This is a genomic window from Candidatus Limnocylindrales bacterium (assembly GCA_035626395.1).
GTDB lineage: Bacteria > Desulfobacterota > Binatia > UBA1149 > CAITLU01 > DASPNH01.
In genome coordinates this window covers 62,137-82,752 of record DASPNR010000031.1, presented here as the reverse complement: position 1 = coordinate 82,752, position 20,616 = coordinate 62,137, and the positions used below count along the sequence as shown (strand labels likewise).

General features: G+C 68.5%; 21 protein-coding genes. 10 read left to right on the top strand and 11 right to left on the bottom strand.

Annotated features, from left to right (window positions below; genetic code table 11):
• Positions 1-6: 6 nt before the first annotated feature.
• The 4 genes from VEC57_11880 to VEC57_11865 all read right to left on the bottom strand — a co-directional run bounded on the left by VEC57_11880 (position 7) and on the right by VEC57_11865 (position 2,480).
• Positions 7-423, bottom strand: a complete 417-nt coding sequence (locus VEC57_11880; protein HYB99819.1) for a c-type cytochrome — start codon at positions 421-423, stop codon at positions 7-9.
• Positions 424-437: 14 nt separating this feature from the next.
• Positions 438-1,958: a glycogen/starch synthase gene (locus VEC57_11875; protein HYB99818.1), complete on the bottom strand. Its 1,521-nt coding sequence runs from the start codon at positions 1,956-1,958 to the stop codon at positions 438-440.
• Positions 1,959-2,052: 94 nt separating this feature from the next.
• Positions 2,053-2,226 carry a hypothetical protein gene (locus VEC57_11870; GenBank protein HYB99817.1) on the bottom strand — a complete coding sequence of 58 codons (174 nt, stop codon included), beginning with the start codon at positions 2,224-2,226 and terminating at the stop codon, positions 2,053-2,055.
• The gene (locus VEC57_11865) at positions 2,223-2,480 is read right to left on the bottom strand and encodes a helix-turn-helix transcriptional regulator (protein ID HYB99816.1); all 258 of its coding nucleotides are present in this window, start codon (positions 2,478-2,480) and stop codon (positions 2,223-2,225) included. Before VEC57_11865 ends, VEC57_11870 begins: the two co-directional genes overlap by 4 nt.
• Before the next feature lie 481 nt (positions 2,481-2,961).
• Between VEC57_11865 and VEC57_11860 the strand changes: the two genes are divergently transcribed.
• Positions 2,962-3,564 carry a hypothetical protein gene (locus VEC57_11860; protein HYB99815.1) on the top strand — a complete coding sequence of 201 codons (603 nt, stop codon included), beginning with the start codon at positions 2,962-2,964 and terminating at the stop codon, positions 3,562-3,564.
• Between the two features lie 177 nt (positions 3,565-3,741).
• On the opposite strand, the gene VEC57_11855 is transcribed toward VEC57_11860, so the two are convergent.
• Positions 3,742-4,779, bottom strand: a complete 1,038-nt coding sequence (locus tag VEC57_11855) for a ferrochelatase (GenBank protein HYB99814.1) — start codon at positions 4,777-4,779, stop codon at positions 3,742-3,744.
• Between the two features lie 6 nt (positions 4,780-4,785).
• On the opposite strand from VEC57_11855, the gene VEC57_11850 reads away from it, so the two are divergent.
• From VEC57_11850 to VEC57_11840, 3 genes are read left to right on the top strand one after another with little or no spacing between them, the layout of a single operon-like run.
• Complete coding sequence (locus tag VEC57_11850; protein ID HYB99813.1) at positions 4,786-5,874, top strand: medium chain dehydrogenase/reductase family protein; 1,089 nt, start codon at positions 4,786-4,788, stop codon at positions 5,872-5,874.
• Between the two features lie 15 nt (positions 5,875-5,889).
• Positions 5,890-7,068 carry an acetyl-CoA C-acyltransferase gene (locus tag VEC57_11845; protein HYB99812.1) on the top strand — a complete coding sequence of 393 codons (1,179 nt, stop codon included), beginning with the start codon at positions 5,890-5,892 and terminating at the stop codon, positions 7,066-7,068.
• A gap of 57 nt (positions 7,069-7,125) precedes the next feature.
• Positions 7,126-7,689 carry a superoxide dismutase family protein gene (locus VEC57_11840; GenBank protein HYB99811.1) on the top strand — a complete coding sequence of 188 codons (564 nt, stop codon included), beginning with the start codon at positions 7,126-7,128 and terminating at the stop codon, positions 7,687-7,689.
• 69 nt (positions 7,690-7,758) lie between these two features.
• Here the strand turns inward: VEC57_11840 and VEC57_11835 are convergent, their stop codons facing one another.
• Complete coding sequence (locus tag VEC57_11835) at positions 7,759-9,150, bottom strand: amidohydrolase family protein (GenBank protein HYB99810.1); 1,392 nt, start codon at positions 9,148-9,150, stop codon at positions 7,759-7,761.
• A 176-nt stretch (positions 9,151-9,326) separates the two neighbouring features.
• Between VEC57_11835 and VEC57_11830 the strand changes: the two genes are divergently transcribed.
• From VEC57_11830 to VEC57_11815, 4 genes are read left to right on the top strand one after another with little or no spacing between them, the layout of a single operon-like run.
• Positions 9,327-10,613 (top strand): efflux RND transporter periplasmic adaptor subunit, encoded by a 1,287-nt coding sequence (locus VEC57_11830; GenBank protein HYB99809.1) that lies wholly within the window; start codon positions 9,327-9,329, stop codon positions 10,611-10,613.
• Positions 10,610-11,323 (top strand): ABC transporter ATP-binding protein, encoded by a 714-nt coding sequence (locus VEC57_11825; GenBank protein ID HYB99808.1) that lies wholly within the window; start codon positions 10,610-10,612, stop codon positions 11,321-11,323. Before VEC57_11830 ends, VEC57_11825 begins: the two co-directional genes overlap by 4 nt.
• Positions 11,323-12,531, top strand: coding sequence for an ABC transporter permease (locus VEC57_11820; protein ID HYB99807.1), 1,209 nt, complete (start codon positions 11,323-11,325; stop codon positions 12,529-12,531). The genes VEC57_11825 and VEC57_11820 overlap by 1 nt, the downstream gene beginning before the upstream one ends.
• Positions 12,524-14,023 carry an efflux transporter outer membrane subunit gene (locus VEC57_11815; protein HYB99806.1) on the top strand — a complete coding sequence of 500 codons (1,500 nt, stop codon included), beginning with the start codon at positions 12,524-12,526 and terminating at the stop codon, positions 14,021-14,023. Before VEC57_11820 ends, VEC57_11815 begins: the two co-directional genes overlap by 8 nt.
• Here VEC57_11815 and VEC57_11810 read toward each other — a convergent pair.
• On the bottom strand, positions 14,004-15,080 hold the full coding sequence (locus VEC57_11810; GenBank protein HYB99805.1) for a DUF1295 domain-containing protein: 1,077 nt from the start codon (positions 15,078-15,080) through the stop codon (positions 14,004-14,006). The two genes, VEC57_11815 and VEC57_11810, sit on opposite strands and share 20 nt — an antisense overlap.
• Positions 15,081-15,312: 232 nt before the next feature.
• On the opposite strand from VEC57_11810, the gene VEC57_11805 reads away from it, so the two are divergent.
• Entirely contained in the window at positions 15,313-15,630 is a 318-nt protein-coding gene (locus VEC57_11805; GenBank protein ID HYB99804.1) for a hypothetical protein, read from the top strand.
• A gap of 408 nt (positions 15,631-16,038) precedes the next feature.
• Here the strand turns inward: VEC57_11805 and VEC57_11800 are convergent, their stop codons facing one another.
• Positions 16,039-17,562, bottom strand: a complete 1,524-nt coding sequence (locus tag VEC57_11800) for a lipase maturation factor family protein (protein ID HYB99803.1) — start codon at positions 17,560-17,562, stop codon at positions 16,039-16,041.
• A 189-nt stretch (positions 17,563-17,751) separates the two neighbouring features.
• Here VEC57_11800 and VEC57_11795 point away from each other — a divergent pair, with 189 nt between their 5' ends.
• Positions 17,752-18,123, top strand: a complete 372-nt coding sequence (locus VEC57_11795; protein HYB99802.1) for a cyclic nucleotide-binding domain-containing protein — start codon at positions 17,752-17,754, stop codon at positions 18,121-18,123.
• Positions 18,124-18,205: 82 nt separating this feature from the next.
• Here the strand turns inward: VEC57_11795 and VEC57_11790 are convergent, their stop codons facing one another.
• The 3 genes from VEC57_11790 to VEC57_11780 form a co-directional block, all read right to left on the bottom strand.
• Positions 18,206-18,928 carry a lysophospholipid acyltransferase family protein gene (locus VEC57_11790; protein HYB99801.1) on the bottom strand — a complete coding sequence of 241 codons (723 nt, stop codon included), beginning with the start codon at positions 18,926-18,928 and terminating at the stop codon, positions 18,206-18,208.
• Positions 18,929-19,042: 114 nt separating this feature from the next.
• Positions 19,043-19,969 carry an alpha/beta fold hydrolase gene (locus VEC57_11785; protein HYB99800.1) on the bottom strand — a complete coding sequence of 309 codons (927 nt, stop codon included), beginning with the start codon at positions 19,967-19,969 and terminating at the stop codon, positions 19,043-19,045.
• Positions 19,966-20,604, bottom strand: coding sequence for a TetR/AcrR family transcriptional regulator (locus tag VEC57_11780; protein HYB99799.1), 639 nt, complete (start codon positions 20,602-20,604; stop codon positions 19,966-19,968). The genes VEC57_11785 and VEC57_11780 overlap by 4 nt, the downstream gene beginning before the upstream one ends.
• Between the last annotated feature and the right edge of the window lie 12 nt (positions 20,605-20,616).

Sequence of the window (20,616 nt, the reverse complement as noted above, 5' to 3'; positions counted from 1 at the left end):
TGACGACTACGGCGCTGCCAGCGACCGGACCTTGGCGCGCAACGCTTTGATGACATCGGGCTTTCCCGCCAGGTCGGGGTTGCCCGGCATCAGCACGCTCATCCCGACGGCAGGACCGCCGGCCGCGATGATCTTTTCGATGTGCTCGTCGGTCGCGGACTTCTGCCAGTCCGGCGAGCTCAGATCGCGCGGCTTAGGCGTCAGCGACGCGCCGAGCGGCCCGTCCCCCTTGCCGCCGGCGCCGTGGCAGGTGCTGCAGCGAACCTCCCAGATGCTCTGAGCCTCGGCCACGGCCGCTGCGGGCAGATCCTGCGCGCTTCCGGTGCCTGCCGCCACGACAGCGGCCAGGATCGCCGGCGCGCAAAACATCCCCACGTGTCCACGCCGGATGATGTTCATCGCCATCACTGTTCTCCCCGTCATCGCTCCGCTCCCTGCTATCGGCCGGCGATCAGACGCTCGTACACTTCGATATAGGCCTTCGCCGTTACGGCCAGCGAAAACTTCTGCAGGCTTTCTCGCATGATGCGCTGGATGGTGCGCCGCCGTGTTTCCTCGGGCTCGCGATGGAACTTGACGGCTTCGCCGATGGCTCCCGCCAGCGCTGCTGGTGTGTGCGGGTGGAAGAGGAATCCGTTGCCGGTGGCGCGCGTCGGATCGAGCTGCACCACGGTGTCCTTGAGGCCGCCTGTCGATCGCGCCACCGCAAGCGTGCCGAAGCGAGGGCCCATCATCTGCGGCAGCCCGCACGGCTCGTACAGCGACGGCATCAGCACGAAGTCCGATGCGGCCAGGGCTCGCGTGCTCAGGTCCTCGCGAAACGACTTCAGCACGATGTTGTTGTCGGTGACGGCGGACAGCTTGCGGAACGCCATCTCGTGCACGCGGTCGCCGTTGGCCACCAGCACGATCTGCAGGCCGAAGCGGCGCACGCAGTCGGCCGCGATCGCCGACAGCAGCTCGGGCCCCTTCTGCGCGTACAGGCGGCTCGGCCAGAAGAACAGCGGCGCCTCCGGATCGGGCCGCAGCCCCACCTCCTTTTGCAGGTTCTCCTTGTTCGCCCGCTTTCCCGCCATCACGTCATCGATGTCGTAGGGCTGGATGTGCGGATTGATGCGAGGGTCGTCGGAGTCGTTGGGCGCGTTCAGGATACCGAGCGCACGTCCGGCGCGGTGCTTCTCGCGCATGGCGTGGCGCACGGACGGAGGGATGATGCCTTCGAACTCTCCGGCAACGATCTCTTCGAGAAACGTCGGGCTGACGGTATTGACGATGTCGCAGGCGTGGATCGCGGTGGCCGTGAAGTCGACGCCGTTGGAGGTCCAGTTGGCCTCGGTGTCGGTCGGAAAGTCGCGAAAGTACAGGAACTCGTGGAAGCGACGCACGTCGATGCCGCTGCGGTCGATGTCCCGCGGAGTCTCGTACTCGGTGAACACGTTGTGCAGCGTGAACAGGCTCTTGAAGCCGAAGGCCTTGGCGGCCGCCGGCACCAGGCCCGTCATCCAGTCGTTGCAGTGGACGACGTCGGGCTGCAGGCGCCCGAGCAGCTCATTGATGATGTAGCGCTGGAATGCCTCGGCGCGGTGGATGCGCGGGTGCGCATCGGACTCGCCGTAGACGTCGGACAACGACGAGAAGGCACTGTCGGTGACCAGATGCACCCCGCGGCGACCGAGCGTACGGCCAAGGGCGTCGATCTCGCGGTAGGTGACGCGCGCGACGTCGCGGATCTTCGCGTCGTAGCGCGGCAGGACCACGTGCAGGTCGAAGCGCGCGTCCTCGTGGAAGTGCTGGATCAGGCCTGCCGAGATGTCGCCGAGGCCGCCGCCCTTGGCGCGGATGTAGAGCGCGGCGTTGCCCATGCCTTCGGGAAGCTCGGTGATCTCGGGCGTGCAGATGAGAACGCGTGGGCGCGCACGGCGGCGGTGTCGGGTGGTAAGCTTGCCGGCGGTTGTCATGGAAGATGCTCGCAGCCCGCTTGCGAGCAGCTTCGGAATTAGCACGAAGATTGTCGGCGGACCAAGGCGGCGAGCGCCGCTTCGCCAGGTGAGGCTAGGTCAGCGATCCCGACAGCCGACGGAACGCGCAGGCCGGCTTCCGTCTCCGCGCGGCGGTCTGCGCACCTGCCGTCTCGATCACGCCGCAGAGCTTCGTGCAGCGCATGCGCGACGTATTGAGGATGCGCGCGACAGGCGCCAGCCGGATCGCCGCCTCCAGGGCCGTCACCGTTTGTGCGGCATCTTGAAGCGCACGCCGCGACCGCCGCTGACGCTCGCTGCTTCGTCGGTGATGAACTCGATCCCTGCGCGATCGAACGCCTCCACGACCTTGGTCAGCGTCTCGACGACGCCGCGCACGTTCCCGGCATTGCGCTCCATGCGCTGGATGGTCGGAAGCGACACGCCCGCAAGCGACGCCAGCGTGCGCTGGTCGATGCCGAGCATGGCGCGGGCGGCTCGCACCTGTGCCGCTGTGATCACCTCGTGTGTGCTCCTCGGCCGAACGACCACCATCATGCTTGCCGAAGCCTCACGTCTCAATCCTGATGTCTCACGAATCAGGATTGATCCAGGAACGGTGTCCCGGCCGAGGATGGGCCTCCGCCAGCGAAGCACGTCGCAACTGCACCGGCACCCGCGTTGCGCCGCACGATGAGCGCCTGCGCAGCAACCGCATGCGCCTCGGCAGGTGCGTCGCTCCCCCATGACTACGACTTTTCCGCGGCCGGCGGAGGGGCAACGTTCGTTTCGGCGTCGAAGGGAGAAGACGGCGCACGCTGCGCGTGATGCACCGCTTATGAGTAGGTTGCGTTGCCGCGGCGAGGGGATGGCACGAATGCAAGCACCCTGATCGCGGAAGCAATGCCGACAATCGCCGGCGAAAGGCTGGACAGCCGCCGAATGCGTTGCTCAGACTTGGTCGAAACACGGCCAGCACGACTGGCGAGCGGAGGAGCACCAAATGAAGCCCATCACCGAACTCAAGATACTGACACCAATCTGTGGCGCCGTTCTCGGCGCGGTGATCCTGATGGCCCCGGCGATGGCTGCGGCGCAGGAAGCACCTTCCGACCACCTCAAGTGCTACCGCATCAAGGACACCAAGATGTTCAAACGTGCGGAAGCGAACCTGCAGGCGCAGTCGGACGACTTCGGTCTGCAGAACTGCGAGATCAAGCCGAAAGGCAAGACGTACTGCGTACCGGTGCAGAAGACCGTGACCAATCTGGAAGATGGATCGCCGCTCGAGCTGGGCGGTGACGACCAGAGCGGCGGCCGCATCTGCTACAAGGTCTCGTGCCCGAACCAGGACATCGCGCCCAAGGTCGTGAGCGACCAGTTCGGGACGCGGTCGATCGAGTTCAAGAAGTCGGTGCGTCTGTGCACGCCGGCCGTCGAGGGTGCGTTCCCGACGACGACGCTGCCGCCGACCACGACCACGCTGCCCATTCCGACGACCACGCTTCCGGCGGTTACCACGACGACGCTGCCGACAGCGACGACGTTGCCGGTGCCGACGACCCTGCCGGACGGCGGAACGCTGGAGCTGCCCCTTCTCCAGTGAACGATGAGCGAGCTGATGGTGCGATGGGCGCCTTGCGGCGCCCGCCGTGCCAGGCGGCATGGAGAGGAGAGAGGACGCCGGCAATGCCGGCGTCCTTTTTTTCGCCTGCGCGGCGCTTCTTTCGCGCACCCGGTACGTCGCGCCTTTCAGGTGCCGACCCGCCGCCTGAGCCGCCGGCTACGGGCGCCCTGGCGTGTACGCGCAGCAGCCGGGCTTGCACGGCCACGGCCTCGCGCCGCGCGCGCCCAGGACTCGTGGCGCGCGTCCCTCGAGCCGCGCACGAACGATGTCGACCAGGCCGGCGACGAAGCGGGGCGCAGCGCCGACGCAAGCCGCACGAGAAACTGCCAGGCCGCATCGCACCGCCACCTGCGCTGCCTCCACGTCCAGGTCGAATTTCACCTCCATGTGATCGGCGACGAAGCCGATCGGCACCAGCACCACGCCGGCCACGCCTTGCGGAGGCAGCGTGACGAGATGATCGCGCACGTCCGGCTCGAGCCAGGCCTGGCCCGGCGCACCACTGCGGCTTTGATAGACCAGATCCCACCCCAGAGCCGGCGCAGCGCGCTCGGCGACCAGCCGTGAGGCTTCGCGCAGTTCCTCGACGTAATCGCAGGTGGCAGCCATCGATGCCGGGATCGAGTGCGCGGTGAAGACCAGTCGCGTGCGCTCCCGCGGAACGTCGCCGAGAGCCTCGAGCGCGGCGCGCACGCTGGCGGCCATCGTCTCGATGAAGCCCGGGTGGTTCCAGTACGGCGGAATCTTCTCGATGACCGGGGCCGCGGCGCCGACGGCGGCGCGTGCGCGATCGATGTCGTCGAGATACTGCCGGCACGCCGAGTACGAGCTGTAGGCAGAGGTGGCGATCGCCAGCGCGCGCGTCACGCCGTCGTGCGCCATCTGCGCGACCGTATCCGCGAGCAGCGGCGTCCAGTTCCTGTTGCCCCAGTACACCGGCAGCCGCAGGCCGGCGGCTTGCAGCTCCGCTTCCAGGACCGAGATGAGCTTGCGGCATTCGTCATTGATCGGGCTGACGCCGCCGAAGAGCATGTACTGCCGGGCCACCTGCTCCAGACGCTCGCGTGGTACGCCGCGCCCGCGCGTGACGTTCTCGAGGAACGGCATCACCTCCTCGGGTCCTTCGGGGCCGCCGAAGGAAAGCACCAGGAGGGCGTCGAACGCGCCGTCGCCGGCTGTCGCCCGCAGAGCCATCGTCCGATGCTATCTGCCGGCGGCGCCGCCGCGAAATTGTATCTGCCCTCGTTCCGCGACTACTACTGCCGCATGCGTCAGGTCTGGATACCCAGGGCCGGTCCGCCCGAAGTCCTGGAGGTGCGCGAGGCGCCCGATCCGCAGCCGCAGGCCGGGCAGATGCGGGTTCGCGTCGAGGCCAGCGGCGTCAACTTCGCCGACATCATGGGACGCCTCGGTCTGTATCCGGATCTTCCGGCCATGCCCGTGGTGGTCGGCTATGAAGTCGGCGGCCGCGTCGACGCGGTCGGTGCAGGCGTCGATGAGGCGTGGGTCGGACGCGAGGTTCTGGCCATGACGCGCTTCGGCGGCTACTCGGACGTCGTCTGCGTCCCGGTCAGCCAGGTCTTCGCCCGGCCCGAAGGCATGAGCGCCGAGGAGGGCGCGGCCATTCCGGTCAACTACTTCACCGCCTACCAGCTCGTCATCGTCATGGGCGGCCTGCGCGCCGGCGAGACCATGCTGGTGCACTCGGCCGGCGGTGGCGTCGGGATCGCCGCCACGCAGCTTGCCAAGCACATCGGCGCCACCGTCATCGGCACCGCGTCGCATTCCAAGCACGAGCAGCTGCGACAGCTCGGTGTCGATCATCTCATCGACTACCGCACCGAAGACTTCGAGCAGCGCGCGCGGCAGATCACCGGCGGCCGCGGCGTCGAGCTGATTCTCGATGCGGTCGGCGGCGATTCTTTCAAGAAAGGCTACCGGTTGCTCGCGCCCACGGGGCGTCTCGGCATGTTCGGCATGTCGGCGGCCGCCACGGGCAAGGAGCGCAGCATCCTCGGAGCGCTCAAGACGGTGGCGAGCATGCCGTGGCTGCAGTTCAATCCGCCCGCGCTGCTCAACGCGAACAAGGGCGTCTTCGGCGTCAACCTCGGACACATGTGGGGCGAGGTCGATCGTCTCAGAAAGTGGGGCGACCATCTTCTGGAGCTGTGGAGGCAGGGAGTCGTGCGGCCGCACGTCGATCGCACGTTCCCGTTTGCGCAGGCCGCGGCAGCGCATCACTACATTCAGGACCGCAAGAACCTCGGCAAGGTCCTGCTGGTTCCCTGAAGGCGAGAAATCTTCATGAGCGATCCTGTCGTCATCACCGGTCATGCCCGCACGCCGATGGGCGGCTTTCTGGGCGACCTTTCCAGCGTTTCCGCCACCAGGCTCGGCTCGGTCGCCATCGCCGCCGCCATCGAGCGCGCCGGCGTTGCCGGCGATGATGTCGAGGAAGTGATGATGGGATGCGTGCTGCCCGCGGGCCTCGGACAGGCGCCAGCGCGGCAGGCCGCGCTGGGCGCGGGCATCGCGCACAGCGCCGGATGCACGACCGTCAACAAGATGTGCGGCTCGGGCATGCAGGCCACGATCCTCGCCCACGATGCCATCGCGGCAGGCAGCCGCGGCATCATCGTCGCTGGCGGCATGGAGAGCATGAGCAACGCGCCCTACCTGCTGCCCAAGGCGCGCGCCGGCGCTCGCATGGGCCACAGCGCGGTCAAGGACCACATGTTTTTCGACGGCCTCGAGGACGCCTACGAGCAGGGCCGTCTCATGGGCAGCTTCGCCGAGGAGACGGCGCGCCACTTCGGCTTCACGCGCGAGCAGCAGGACGCGTTCGCAGTCGAGTCGCTGATGCGCGCGCGACGCGCCGGCGACGGCGATTTCACCGCCGAGATCGTGCCGGTCTCCGTGGCCACGCGCAGCGGCGAGCAGATCGTCCGCATCGATGAGCAGCCGGCCAAGGCGGCGCCCGAGAAGATCCCGATGCTCAGGCCCGCTTTTGCCAAGGATGGCACGGTGACGGCCGCCAACTCGAGCTCGATCTCCGACGGAGCCGCGGCGCTGGTGCTGATGCGACAGAGCGAGGCGCAACGACGCGGCCGCGGCGTGGCCGCCGTCATCCGTGGCCATGCGTTCCACGCGCAGGCCCCGGCATGGTTCACGACGGCGCCGGTCGGCGCGATCCAGAAGGTGCTGGCCAGGGCTGGCTGGAGCGCCGAGGACGTCGATCTCTTCGAGATCAACGAAGCGTTTGCCGTGGTGACGATGGCGGCGATGAAGGAGCTGGGCCTGCCGCACTCGCGCGTCAACGTGAACGGCGGCGCATGTGCGCTCGGCCATCCCATCGGTGCGTCGGGCGCCCGCATCGTCTCGACGCTGCTGTCGGCGCTAGAAAGGCGCGGGCTGCACCGCGGCGTGGCGGCGCTGTGCATCGGAGGCGGAGAGGCGACGGCGCTGGCGGTGGAACGGATTTAGGGGATACTTCCGCGCAACGCTCGTCCCGGAGGTAACCGAATGCGATCTACGGCTTCTGTGACTCTTGCGGCTTTCGGCGCCTTGTTTCTCGGTACTGCGCACGCACAGGGAACGGCTGCGCCGGCAGCCGGGACGGCGGCGGCGCACGGCGCGCATGCCGCCGCGGCCGCGCCGACCAAAGCCGTGGCGGTGCTGCGCGCCACCGAAGGCAGCAAGGTCAGCGGCACCATCACCTTCACCAAGGCCGGAGACGGCGTGAAGGTCAGCGGCACCATCAGCGGCCTGACCCCGGGCAAGCACGGCTTTCACGTGCACGAGTTCGGCGACTGCTCGGCGCCCGATGCGACGTCGGCCGGCGGCCACTTCAATCCGACCGGCGAGCCGCACGCGGCGCCCACCGATGCCGCCCGTCACACCGGCGACCTCGGCAACGTCGAAGCCGGCGAGGACGGCACGGCGACCATCGATCACACCGACAAGCGCGCCACGTTCGAGGGCGTCAACAGCATTCTCGGACGCGGGCTGATCGTGCACGCCAAGGCCGACGACCTGAAGACGCAGCCCACCGGCGATGCCGGCGGTCGCGTCGCATGCGCGGTCATCGGCGTGGCCAAACCGTAGCTGCAGGCCTCGCGCCTGCGTCGCACGGCATCGCGCGTCCCAGCGTGGCGCCGGCGCGCGGCGCGGGCGTCAGCGGTGCGGCGTGCGCGTCAGCGGCACTCCGCCCAGAATCACGTGTGCGATCCTGGCGGTGTCCTCGATGCGCGCGGTGGGATCGCCATCGATCAGGACGAGGTCGGCGCGCTTGCCGATGGCAATTTCGCCGAAGTCGGCATCGCGGCGGGCCAGGAATCGAGCCCCGTCGTAGGTTGCGGCGCGCAGCGCCTGTCCCGGAAGCAGGCCCGCCTCGACCAGCTTGATGAGCTCGAGGTGCAGACCGGCACCGGCGATGTTGCCGGGGTTGGCCGCGTCGCTGCCCGCCAGCACCGGAACCCCCGCCGCCATCAGCTTTCCGACGTTGCGCCGGCGCGCATCCCACGACGCCGATGCGGCCTGCATGAAGGACCGCGTCATCTCGTCCTGCGCCGGCGGCGTCTTCAGCAGGCGATCGACGAGCTCGGGCGGTGCCACCTCGCGCTCGATGGGGAGGAAATCCTCCAGCGTCTGTCGCGGCCGACCGCCGAGGTCCCATCCGGCGATGGTCGCGACCACGGGCGTCGGCTTCTCGGCCAGTGCGGCCACCGCCTCTTCGGTCAGCTCGTCGCGCCACGGCGAATGCGCCAGCGCATCGGCGCCGGCGCGCACCGCCATCAGCGTTTCGGCGGAATCGCCGATGTGGACGATGGAGCGGATGCCGGCGTCATGCCCGGCAGCGATGATCGCGGCCAGGGCCTCGGCCGTCAGATTCGGGACGTCGCCGCGCGCGCCTGCGTCGACGGTGATCTTGAGCATGTCGGGCCGATGCTCGACCAGCTCGGCCACCGCCTCGCGCGCGTCCTGAGGCGTCGCGATTTCGCGCGTGGCACGCGGCAGCACGTACCACTTCAGATACCAGGGCAGCCACTCGCGCAGCACCTCGGCCGGATGCCCGCCATGGGCGGTGAAGACCGGGCCGGCGGCGAACACACGCGGACCGAGCCTTTGCCCATCCGCGATCTCCGCGCGCAGCTCGAACACGGCCGGGGAAAGATTGCCGAGGTCCAGCACCGTCGTCACGCCGGCATAGAGAAATGCCGCAAGCGTCTGGTCGAGATCGGGAAGCGAGCCGGTGGCCCCGGGCGGATTCGAGGAGGAGCCGGTGTGCGTGTGCGTGTCCACGAAGCCGGGAAGCAATGTGCCGCCATTGCCGGCCAGCTCGGGGACGCCGCCGCAATCGAGCCCGCAGACACCGACCGCCGCGATCCTGCCGTCGCGGATCAGAACGTCGGCGGTGCCATCGGCCAGGCGCGCGCGCGGCGCATCGAACACGCGCACGTTGCGGATGACCAGAGAGGCTGCGTCTCCGGCCGGTCTCTGGACCAGAGGCGGCTGTTCGCCGCAGCCCGCCAGGAGCAGCAGCACCGCAGCGGCGACAGCGCGCATCGAGCTTGCCATGCCGGCAAGTACTACGGCGGCTGCCGCGAATCCAGACAGCGCGGCTCTTCACGTTTCTTCCTGCCGATGGCGATGCGGCCTCGGATGCAGGCAGCACCTCCACGTCTGCCATAGCGGGAGGAAGCGGCTTTCTGTTTCCGTACGGCTGCGATTGAATCGACGAAATGGCTTCCCCGCAGGAACAGCCGCGCGGCAGCGACGTCGAGGAACTGCTGGCGGCGGAGGACGCGCTGGTCGCGGCGCGCCGGCGGCGTCTCGCGCTGATCGGCGGCGCGGCCGCCATTGCTGCCATGCTGTGGTGGGCGATGGGCCCCGACGATGATTCGCAGCGCGTGCAGTATCGCACCGAGGCGGTTGCGCGCGGGCCGCTGGTCGTCACCGTCAGCGCCACCGGTGCGCTGCAGCCCACCAATCAGGTCGAGATCGGCAGCGAGCTTTCGGGCGTCATCGACACCGTCCACGTCGACTATAACGATCGCATCACGAAAGGCCAGGTGCTGGCGCGGCTGGATCTCTCCAAGCTGCAGGCCGAGGCGCTGCAGTCGCAGGCGGAGCTCGACGTGGCCAAGGCGGGCCTGCAGGAAAAGAAGGCCACGCTTGCCGAGGCCGAAGCCGCGCTGTCGCGTCTGGTTGCGGTGCGAAAGGCCAGCGGCGGACGCGTTCCGTCCAGGCAGGAGATGGACAATGCCGAAGCCGCCGTTGCACGCGGCCGCGCGGCGGTCGCCAACGCGCAGGCGCAGATCGAGCTTGCGCAGGCCAAGGTCGACTTCGACCGCACCAACCTGGCCAAGGCCGAGATCCGCTCGCCCATCGACGGCGTGGTGCTCAGCCGCGAGGTCGAGCCGGGCCAGACGATCGCCGCCTCGTTTCAGGCGCCCAAGCTGTTCACGCTGGCCGAAAGCCTCGAGCAGATGGAGCTCGAGGTGGACGTCGACGAGGCTGACGTCGGGCAGGTGCGCGAAGGACAGGACGCCACGTTCACGGTCGACGCGTATCCGGATCGGCGCTTCCCGGCGCGCATCACGCAGCTTCGCTATGCATCCGAGACCGTCAACAACGTGGTCAGCTACAAGGCCGTGCTCGAGGTGCGCAACGAGGACCTGGCGCTGCGTCCGGGCATGACCGCCACCGCCGAGATCGTCGTGGCCACGCTCGAGCAGGCGACGCTCGCCCCCAACGCCGCGCTCCGCTTCGTTCCGCCCAGGACGCGCGAGGACGACCGCAGCCTGTTGCAGAAGATCGTTCCGTTCAGCCGCCGGCGCGGCGGGCCGCAGCGCAGCGAGGAGCCCAAGGGACGCACGCGAACGGTCTATCGCCTCGAGGATGGCGAGCCCGTCGCCGTCACCATCACCACCGGACTGACCGACGGACGCATGACCGAAGTGGTCGAAGGCGAGCTGCGCGAGGGCGAGGATCTGATCGTGGACGCCACTCCACCGAACACGCAGTGAGCACGGCAGGCTTCAACGGCAATGCGCCGCTGATCCGGCTTCGCGGCGTACGCAAGATCTACGGCAGCGGGCAGGCCGCAATGCATGCGCTGCGCGGCATCGACCTCGACATCGACCGCGGGGAGTTCGTGGCGGTGATGGGGCCGAGCGGCTCGGGCAAGTCCACGTGCATGAACATCGTCGGTTGCCTGGATACGCCGAGCGGCGGCAGCTATCGCTTTCGGGACGTGGAGGTCACCACGCTGTCGCGGCGCCAGCGGGCGCTGCTGCGACGCTTCTGGCTCGGCTTCGTCTTCCAGGGCTTCAACCTGCTGCCGCGGACCACAGCCGTCGAAAACGTGGAGCTGCCGCTCATGTATCGCGGCACGCGGCCGCGCGAGCGGCGCGCCGCCGCACTCGCGGCCATCGAGGAGGTGGGCCTGCGCGGATGGGAGACGCATACGCCCGCGGAGCTTTCGGGAGGACAGCAGCAGCGCGTGGCCATCGCACGGGCGATCGTCACCAGGCCTTCGCTGCTGCTGGCGGACGAGCCGACGGGCAATCTCGACTCGGCGCGCAGCATCGAGATCATGGAGCTGCTGCAGCGCTTCAACCGCGACGCCGGAATCACCATCGTCATGGTCACGCACGAGCAGGACATGGCACGCTACGCGCGCCGCATCGTGCACTTCAGCGACGGGCTGGTATCGTCCGACCGGGAGAACCGCTGATGTGGCGGGACACTCTGCTGCTGGCGCTGCGGCAGATCCGCCGCAATGCGCTGCGCTCGTTCCTGACCGTGCTCGGGATCGTGATCGGCGTGGCCGCGGTCATCACGATGGTGACGGTGGGCGGCGGCGCCACGGCCAAGATCAGCGCCGACATCTCCAGCCTGGGCAGCAACATCCTCTACGTGTCGCCGGGTCAGGGACGCGGCCCCGGGCGCGGATCCTCCACGTCCAGGCCCTTCACCGAGCGCGACGTGGAGGTGCTGGCCGAGCAGGTCGGCTCGCTGCGGGCGGTCGCGCCGACGTCCTCGAGCGCCGCGGTGGTGGTGTATGGCAATGCCAATCGCAACACGACGATCGTCGGCACCAACAACGACTACTTCGTGGCGCGTGCCTGGCCGCTGGTGTCGGGGCGCGTGTTCAACGACGCGGAGTTGCGCTCGGGTAAGGCGGTCTGCGTCATCGGGCAGACGGTGCGGGAGGAGTTGTTCGGCGGCGTCGATCCGGTCGGCGAGCTGATCCGCGCCGGCAAGGTGACGTGCCAGGTCATCGGCCTGCTCGTGGCCAAGGGCCAGTCCGGAATGGGGACCGACCAGGACGACACCGTCATCATGCCGCTGCACACGCTCCAGCGCCGCCTGACCGGCAATCAGGACGTATCGTCGATGCTGGTATCGGTGGACGAGAGCACGTCGACGGAGAAGGCCGCGCGCGACATTCGCCTGCTCATGCGCGAGCGGCGCCATCTGTCCACGGGGGAAGAGGACGACTTCACCGTCTTCGACATGAAGGAGATCACCGCCACGCTCACCGGCACGACGCGCGTGCTGACGACGCTGCTCGGAGCGGTGGCCGCCGTCAGCCTGCTGGTGGGCGGCATCGGCATCATGAACATCATGCTGGTGTCGGTCACCGAGCGGACGCGCGAGATCGGAACTCGCCTGGCCGTGGGCGCGCTCGAAGGGGAGGTGCTGCTGCAGTTCCTCGTCGAGGCGGTCGTGCTGTCGCTGATCGGCGGCCTGATCGGCATCACCCTGGCGATCCTGGCGGCCATCGCCATCACCCGCGGGATGGAGATCCCGTTCATCCTCGACCTCGGCATCGTCGCGATCGCGTTCGTCTTTTCGGGCGCCATCGGCGTGATCTTCGGGTTCTTCCCGGCGCGGCGCGCGGCGCGCCTCGATCCCATCGAGGCGCTGCGACATGAGTAGAGGGCGCCTGCCGCTGCCGACGCTCGGCATTCTCTGCGCCGTGCTGGCCGGCGGCTGCATCACCGTCGGTCCCGACTACCGCCCGCCGCCGGTGCCGTCGCTGCGCGAGTGGAACGCGCCGCTGCAGGGCGGCCTGGAGGCAGGGGCACAGGAGCTTGCGCAGTGGTGGCGCCTGCTCGGCGACCCGGTCCTCGACGATCTCATAGCGCGTGCGCTGGCAGGCAATACCGACGTTTCGCGCGCGATGGCCGCCGTGCGCGAAGCGCGTGCGCGCCGTACGGGCGCCATCGCTTCGCTGTTTCCCACGGCCGACCTCAGCACCGCCTATCAGCGGCAGAAGCGTGCGAGCAGCTCCGCGAGCGGGAGCGGCGGAAGCGGCGGCTCCGGCGGCAGCTTCGATCTGTTCTCGGCCGGCTTCGATGCGGGCTGGGAGATCGACCTGTTCGGCGGCGTGCGCCGCGACATCGAGCAGAGGCAGGGCACGCTGGAAGCCGCGCGTGCCGACCTGCGGAGCGCGCTCGTCAGCGTCACGGCCGAGGTGGCGCGCAACTACGTCGAGCTGCGCTCGCTGCAGGAGCGCATCGCCATCGCCATCGACAACGCCGAGAGCCAGGCGCAGACGCTGCAGATGACGCGGTGGCGTTTCGAGGCGGGCCTGGTGGGCGATCTCGACGTGCAGCAGGCGACGTACCAGCTCTCCGAAACGCGAGCGCGCATTCCGACGCTGGAGAGCGAGATGGCCCAGGCGCGCCATCGTCTGGCCGTGCTGCTGGCGCTGCCGGCGGGCTCGCTCGATGCGGGGCTGAGCACGGAGCAGCCGCTTCCGGCTGCTCCCGCGCGCATCGCCGTCGGTGTTCCGGCCGATCTGCTGCGCCGCCGACCCGATGTGGCGGCCGCCGAACGCCGCCTCGCGGCCGCGACCGCCGCCATCGGCGTGGCCACGGCCGATCTGTATCCGAAGCTGACGCTGAACGGATCGCTCGAGCTGTCGGCAACGAGCGTAAGCGGCCTCGACGACGAGGCCGCTCGCGGCTACGGCATCGGCCCGAGCGTTCGCTGGAACCTCTTCGATGCCGGCCGCATCCGCGCGGAGATCGCGGCGCGCTCCGCACGAGCCGACCAGGCGCTGTCCGACTACGAGGCGGCGGTGCTGGCAGCGTACGAGGAAGGAGAGAACGCCCTGGTGGCGTTCGCGCGCGAGCAGGTGCGTCGCGATCGCCTCGCACACGCCGTGGGCGCGGCGCGCGAGGCGGAGCGGCTGGCGCGCACGCAGTACGAGAATGGCGTGATCGATTTCCAGTCGGTGCTCGAAGCGCAGCGTGCGCGCCTCGGCCTGGAGGAATCGTTGGCGGTAAGCCGCGCAACCGTGACAACCAATCTGGTCGCGCTCTACAAGGCGCTCGGCGGCGGCTGGCAGAGCGATGCACCAGGCAGCGTCATCGCCGCAACCGCCGGCGAGGAAGACCCGGCGCTCAGTACACGAACGGAATGATGCGCCACGGCACGCGCCGGCAGTATTCCTGCCAGAGCTCGCCGTAGCGCTCGGCGCAGCGCCGGTCGTCGTCGGCCTGCCGCGGGAAGAGCAGCGCGACGTAGTAGAGCGGGTACAGCCACGGTGCCAGCACGGCGGGATAGCCGAGGCTGAGCGTGAGGCCGCACGCCATCAGGATCTCGCCCAGGTAGTTGATGTGGCGCGACAGGCCCCAGAAGCCGCCGGTAAGGACGTGACGGCCCTGCGCGCTGAGCGGGCGCGGGTCCAGGATGCCGAAGGCCTTGGCGTGGGGATCGCGCTTGAACTGGAACTTCTGCAGGTTGGCGCCGCGCGAGAGCACCCAGCCGCCGAAGAACATCATCGCGCACAGCACCAGCGCCGGTGCCGACGTGTCAGGGTCGGGAAGCTCGGCCACTGCCCACAGGCCCACGCAGTAGAAGAACGGGTAGAACACGAGGCATCCCCACCCCAGCTTGAAGCCGACGCGCTCGGCCATGAAGTCGTAAGTGTAGAGATGGACCTCTTCGAAGTTCAGGTACTCGACGACGAAGAAGCTGAACATCGCCGCGTACAGGAACACGCCCGGTGACGGGTCGTCGGGATGCAGCATCACGTGATGCGCAGTGAAGGAGAGGATGTTCAGCTCGAGCATCACCGCGCCGATCAGGTAGAGCACCATCTTGGCGTCGAGCATCCCGCCGAAGGCCTGCGGATTCTCCCAGCGTCCGAGGTAGAGTTCCTCCAGCAGGCTCCTGCCGGGCACCGGCGGCGCCGGCAGCACGATGGCGAGAGTGAAGACGAGGCCGAGCGCGCAGGCGCCGGCCGCCATCTCCCAGCGATGGACGTAGAAGGCGTCCCACGCCAGCAGTCCCGAGGCGCAGGCCGCAGCCCACAAGGCAATGGCAATGGCGAGCACGCGCAGGCCGTTGAGCCGGTAGCGCAGGCGGGCGCCGGTGGTCTTATCGGTGACGTAGCCGTCGACCCAGCGTCCGGGCACCACCACGTGCAGCGCCAGCAGCACGGCGTAGATCAGCGACGGCCAAAGGAACGCTGGCATGACGGCACCTCCCTCGTGGGTGGTCGATGAACACAGGGTGCGGCGCTGCCGCAGCCGCACGGTCATGTACGACAGCGTCGGCCGCGATTCCAGACACGCCCCCGGCCGCCGAAGATCCGTGGCGTGACTCGCCCGTTTCCATTATCTTTTTGAATGTCGGGTCCCCAACGTCGTCGTTGAGGCAGGGACCTGATTCCGTAGCGGGACGATCAGGCCTCGACGAGGAAGAGAGATGAAAAAGCTTGGGATGATTTTGGCGGCGGTCGCGATGACGGTCTCGCTGTCGGCAACGGCAGCGGATGCCGGGTGGCGCGGCGGACATCGCTGGGGCGGCCACTGGGGTGGTCATCACCATCATGGTCACCACGGCGCGGCGATCGCGCTCGGTATCACCGGCGCGATCCTGGGAGGCGCGGCGCTGGCGCACTCGTACAGCTATCCGCGCTACTACTACGGACCCGGCTACTACTCCTACGGTCCGCGCTACTACTACCCTGCGCCCGTTCGCCGGTACTACTATCCGCCGCCGGGGTACTACTACCCGTACTGATTCCGAGGACTCGCTCCTCCGGATGCGCGTATCGCCCGCGGCGGCAGCCCCGTCGCGGGCGATCGCGTTTCGGAGGAGCGCAGTCATCGCGAACGGACAACCGACAACGAAAACTACTTCTTGCTATCGCCTCTGCTGAAACCGTATCTTTGCGGTCAAGAGCGCGTGGCCGCGACAGCGAGCGCGGAACGTGCGATTGCGCCCCGACGTTTCGGGTAAATCGATCGCCCGCATTACGAGAGCGCGTTTGCTGCGCCCGGCTGCGACACCGTAGCCGGGCGCAGTTCGGTTCGCAGCGCGTCTTCGGTGCCGGCCCCTTGTCCGCCACCGGCGCGTTGCGCCTTCCGCGCGCCGTCACGCATCTTTTCGAGCGGTCCCGCTGCACCGACGGCGGGCGGTGGAGCTGCCTCAGTCCGGCGCCTTGCCGAGGAAGCCGAGGTGCTCGAGCGCGCGCTGCAGCCGCGGGTCGTCCTTGGCCAGCGGCGGCAGCCATGTCCGCACGCGCTCGCGATTCCACCAGCGCCCCTGCTCATCGTCCGGGTCGGCGAATTCGTACCGGTACTGCGTCGCGCGGATGAAGCGCGGCGGCCCGTTCGGAAACGGGTTCTCCGCGAACAGCGACAGCGCGCCCTCGTCGCCGTGCAGCAGCTTCCAGACCAGGTGCAGCGTCCAGGGATAGTCCTCGGCGCGGCTCATCGACGCGAACCACATCTGCCAGTCCAGCCGCGGCTGGTACGGCGCGACCAGCGGCGGCATCCGATCGACGTCCACCGGCAGCGCGACGTACCGATAAGGCTGCCAAAGCGCGCGCTCGTCGGGCACGACAGCGTGGGTGCCTTCGAAGATCACGTTCATCCGTACCTTGCCGACGGTGCCGAAGGCGCCGTAGGTGTTGACCAGCGCCAGAGGGTCGAACGACGTGTTCATGATCTGGCTTGCCGACAGCATGTTGAACGCCGGCGGAAGGCTCAGCACCACCACCAGCGCCGTGACTGCCAGCGAGGCGCGGCGCATGGCCACGCTCGGCTCCGCGCGCTCCTGCGCAGCCATCGAGCGGCGGACCAGCGGCGCCGGAAGCAGGCGCCTCCAGAAGGCGTCATCGAAGCACGCCAGCGCCGGCACGATCGTCAGCCAGTTCAGGAACGAGAGATTGCCGCTGAGAATCAGCGTGAGCTGGAAGGCGACGATGACAACGCCGGCGAGGTAGCGAGCGCGGCCGCCGATCCACATCAGCCACGGCGCGACCAGCTCGGCGAGGTGATTGAAGGCCACGCCGGCGCGCAGCGCCGGGCGCGGAAGGAAATGAAACCAGCGGCTGAGCGGATTGGGCAGCGGCTGGGTCTCGAAGTGGTAGTCGAGCGCCGTCAGGTCGCGCCACACCGGATCGCCGCGCAGTTTGATGAGGCCGGCGCCGAGCATGATGCGGAAGATCAGCCAGCGCATCAGCGCCACGATCGCTCGCGGCGGCTCGCGGCGCGGGAAGGGCCGCCCGTCGAGCAACGGGCACAGAAAGATGGCCAGGAACCCGGTTTCCAGCAGCTGAATCTCCCAGCCGTAGCCGTACCAGTCCTGCCCCACGCGCACGATGGACATGTACAGCAGCCACAACGCGGCCATCATCAGTGCGTTGGCGTAGCCGGCCGCGACGATGCAGGCGATGGCGAGACCGCTCCACGCCACGGCCTGCAGCGCCGCGTCCGAGGTGTCGATCCAGAACAGCGAAGGAACCCGAGCAACCGCCGCGGGCGCCGACCCGAAATGCTCGCGCACGCTTTGCAGGAAGACCGCCGCCGGCATCAGACCCTGCGAGCCGATGAGCGCCGGCAGCTGGCGCACCGCCGCCAGAAAGGCGACGGCATAGACCGTGCCGAGCAGGCGCAGGATCACGAAGCGCGTGAGCCAGTACTGCGGCGGCGTGCCCGGCTTACTCATTGTCGGTTGCGTGGCGGCCATGACCGGTGCGCCAAGGCGACGGCGCCGTCACCTTTTTCTTGCGGTCGTTGAAACGGTTGCCGGCATGGCCGTCAACATGGAGTCGGCAGCAAGAGCGCGTGTGCATCGCCTTGCGTAGGGCCGATGCTCGGGACATATCGCTGCGACCGTTCCAGGGGGACGACGGACATGGCTGGACCGCTGCTGCGCTTGGAGAAGCTCTTTGCGAGCTCGAGGAACATCGAGTCGTTTCCCGCTGGCGCCACCGTCTTTCAACAGGGCGAAGCCGGCGATTCGATGTACGTCGTGCTCGAAGGGACCGTCGACATCATGCTCGGCGACAAGCTTCTCGATCTTTCGGGCCCCGGGGATCTGCTGGGCGAGATGTCGCTGATCGACAACAAGGCGCGCAGCGCGACCGCGGTGGCACGCACCGACGTCAAGCTGGCGCGCGTCGACGAGAGCGCGTTCCTGACGATGGTGCAGGAGACCCCGTTCTTTGCGCTGCACGTGATGCGAGTGCTCGTGGAGAGGATGCGTCGCTCGCGCGCGCGCCTTTGACGGCGAGCAGGCGCGGTCACGCGTTCCCTTCGCACGACGCACCACGTCCGGCGCGCCAGCGTCGTCTCCTGCAAGTCGGAAGTCAGGCCGCTTCCTGCTCGGCCGGCGCGCCGCGGCGCTCGACGCGTGCGAGCTCGACGATGCGCCGGGCGACTTCTTCCATGAGCTGATCGCGCGTCTCGATCGAATAGCTGCTCGCGTCGATGGGCTCGCCCACATGAACCTCGGCCGTGCAGCCGAGCTGCAGGCTGCGAAAGGTCTTGGGCGGAAGCACCTGCCCCGCGCCGCGAATGCCGATCGGCACGATCTGAGCCCCGGTCTCGAGCGCCAGCATGAATCCGCCCTTCTTGAACGGACCGAGCCGCCCATCGCGCGAGCGCGTCCCTTCGGGCGCCACCCACAGCACGATGCCGCTCTCCATCTTGGCACGCGCCTGGGCCAGATCGCGGATCGCCTGCTCGCGGTTCCTGCGATCGATGGAGGCGAACTCGCCGGCGCGCAGGCCGCGGCCCCAGATCGGAATCGAGAACAGCTCCTTTTTGGTCAGCATGCGGATGGAGCCGGGCAGCGCGACGAAGATCAGCGGGATGTCATAGAGGCTCGAGTGGTTGCTCATCAGGATCGTCGGCTTGCCGTCATTGCCGAAGGTGATCCCGCGCGGATTGACGACGCGGCAGCGAAGCTCGGCCAGGTCGATCAGACGGCGCGACCACCAGCGCAGCCGCTCGTCGCCGACCGAGCGGCGGAAGGTGCCGCGATAGACTTCCCAGATCGTTGCGATCGAGATGCGCAGCGTCGCCGACACGGTGCGGACTAGAATCACTGCCGAGCGTGCGAAACCGGCCTTCAAGATGCTGCCCGAGGGCCTCGCTGCCGAGGCCGTTGGGCGAGCCTAGCAGGACGGGCGCAGATCGTGAAGCTACGCGACGGCGCTGCCCTGGCGCTCGCGCCGCCGCAGCAGCGCGTGGATCCTGTCATCGGTGATCACGCCCGGCTCCGTGCTTTCGAAGAAATCCACGAGAAGCTCGGCAAAGCGCAGCGGCTCGTCGCGATGCGGGAAGTGGCCGGCGCCGTCAAAGACCTCCAGGCGGCTGCCGGGTATGGCAGCGTGCGCCTCGTGCGCATGCCGAACCGGAATCATCGGGTCGCGCGCGCCCCAGACGATCATGGCCGGCAGCCCCACGTCCAGAAGGTAGAGGCGGTCGGTGGCGCTGACGCGCTGTCCGCGCACGTCGACGATGGTGCGTAGCGTGTGGAGGAAGGCGCGCCGGCAGTCGGCGTCGCCGAGCGAGCAGAAGCCGCGCCATGCCTCCTCCAGATCCGGCCCCACGCGCAGGCCCAGGCGCGCGAGGAAGCCTGCGGCATTGTCGATGGCATCGCGAATGCCGGCGGCGCACATCAGCGGCAGCACCCACTCCGACCCGGGCAGCGTGGCGGCGCGCAAAATGGCGTGCACCTCCTCGCCGAGGCCGCCGCTGGAGACGAGCACCAGGCGCTCGCAGCGCTCAGGGAACTGGTAGGCGAACTGCATCGCCACGCCGCCACCCAGAGAGTGCCCGACCACGCTGGCCCGAGAATGTCCCAGCACCGCCATCAGGTCGCGAATGCCGCTGGCGTACGCGCCGAGCGAATAGTCGCCGCGCGGCTTGGCCGAGCTGCCGTGGCCGAGCAGGTCGGGAGCGACGACGGTGTAGTTGCGCGCAAGATGCGGAATGAGCTCGTCCCAGGTCGCCGAGCTGCCTGCAATGCCGTGGATGAGAAGAACCACGGGTCCACGGCCTGCGGTCCGGTAGCGGATGAGATGACCGTGCAGCAGCACTTCACGCATGGCGGTAGCTTCTTTCATCGCTTTTTCTCGGTGTTCGCCGTCAGCGTCGGCTTTTTCGGAAGATGGCGGAGTCCCATCCACGCCAACGCCGCAATGTGGCTGGCGACGGTCTCGACCGCCGGTGGCTTGCTGCTCTCGGTCCACCACTGGCCGACGAAAGCGACCATGCCCACCAGCGCGTGCGCGTAGATGGGCGCGGCCTTGGCGTCGTAGCCGGCCTTGCGGAACTGGTCGGTGAAGATGGCGCCGACCCGGTCGGCGAGGTCGTACATCAGCGCCGGCATCTCTCCGGTGCGTTTGGACGCCGGCGCATCGCGCAGCAGCATCGCAAAGCCCTCGGGGCGCTCCTTGACGTACCGCAGGAAGGCCAGCGCCGCCTGCTCGAGCCGCTCGCGCGGCGTGCCGACCGAGATGGCATCGACGATGCAGGTGACGATGTGCTCGATCTCGCGGTCGACGACGACGGCGTAGAGTCCTTCCTTGCCGCCGAAGTGCTCGTAGACGATGGGCTTGGAGATCTTGGCGCGCTCGGCGATCTCTTCGACCGATGCCGCCTCGTAGCCGCGCTGGGCGAAGACCTTGCGACCGATGTCCACGAGCTGCGCCCGCCGCGCCGACGAAGAGAGTCGCGGTCCTTTATCGTCCCTGCCCATTGCGTCTCCCGG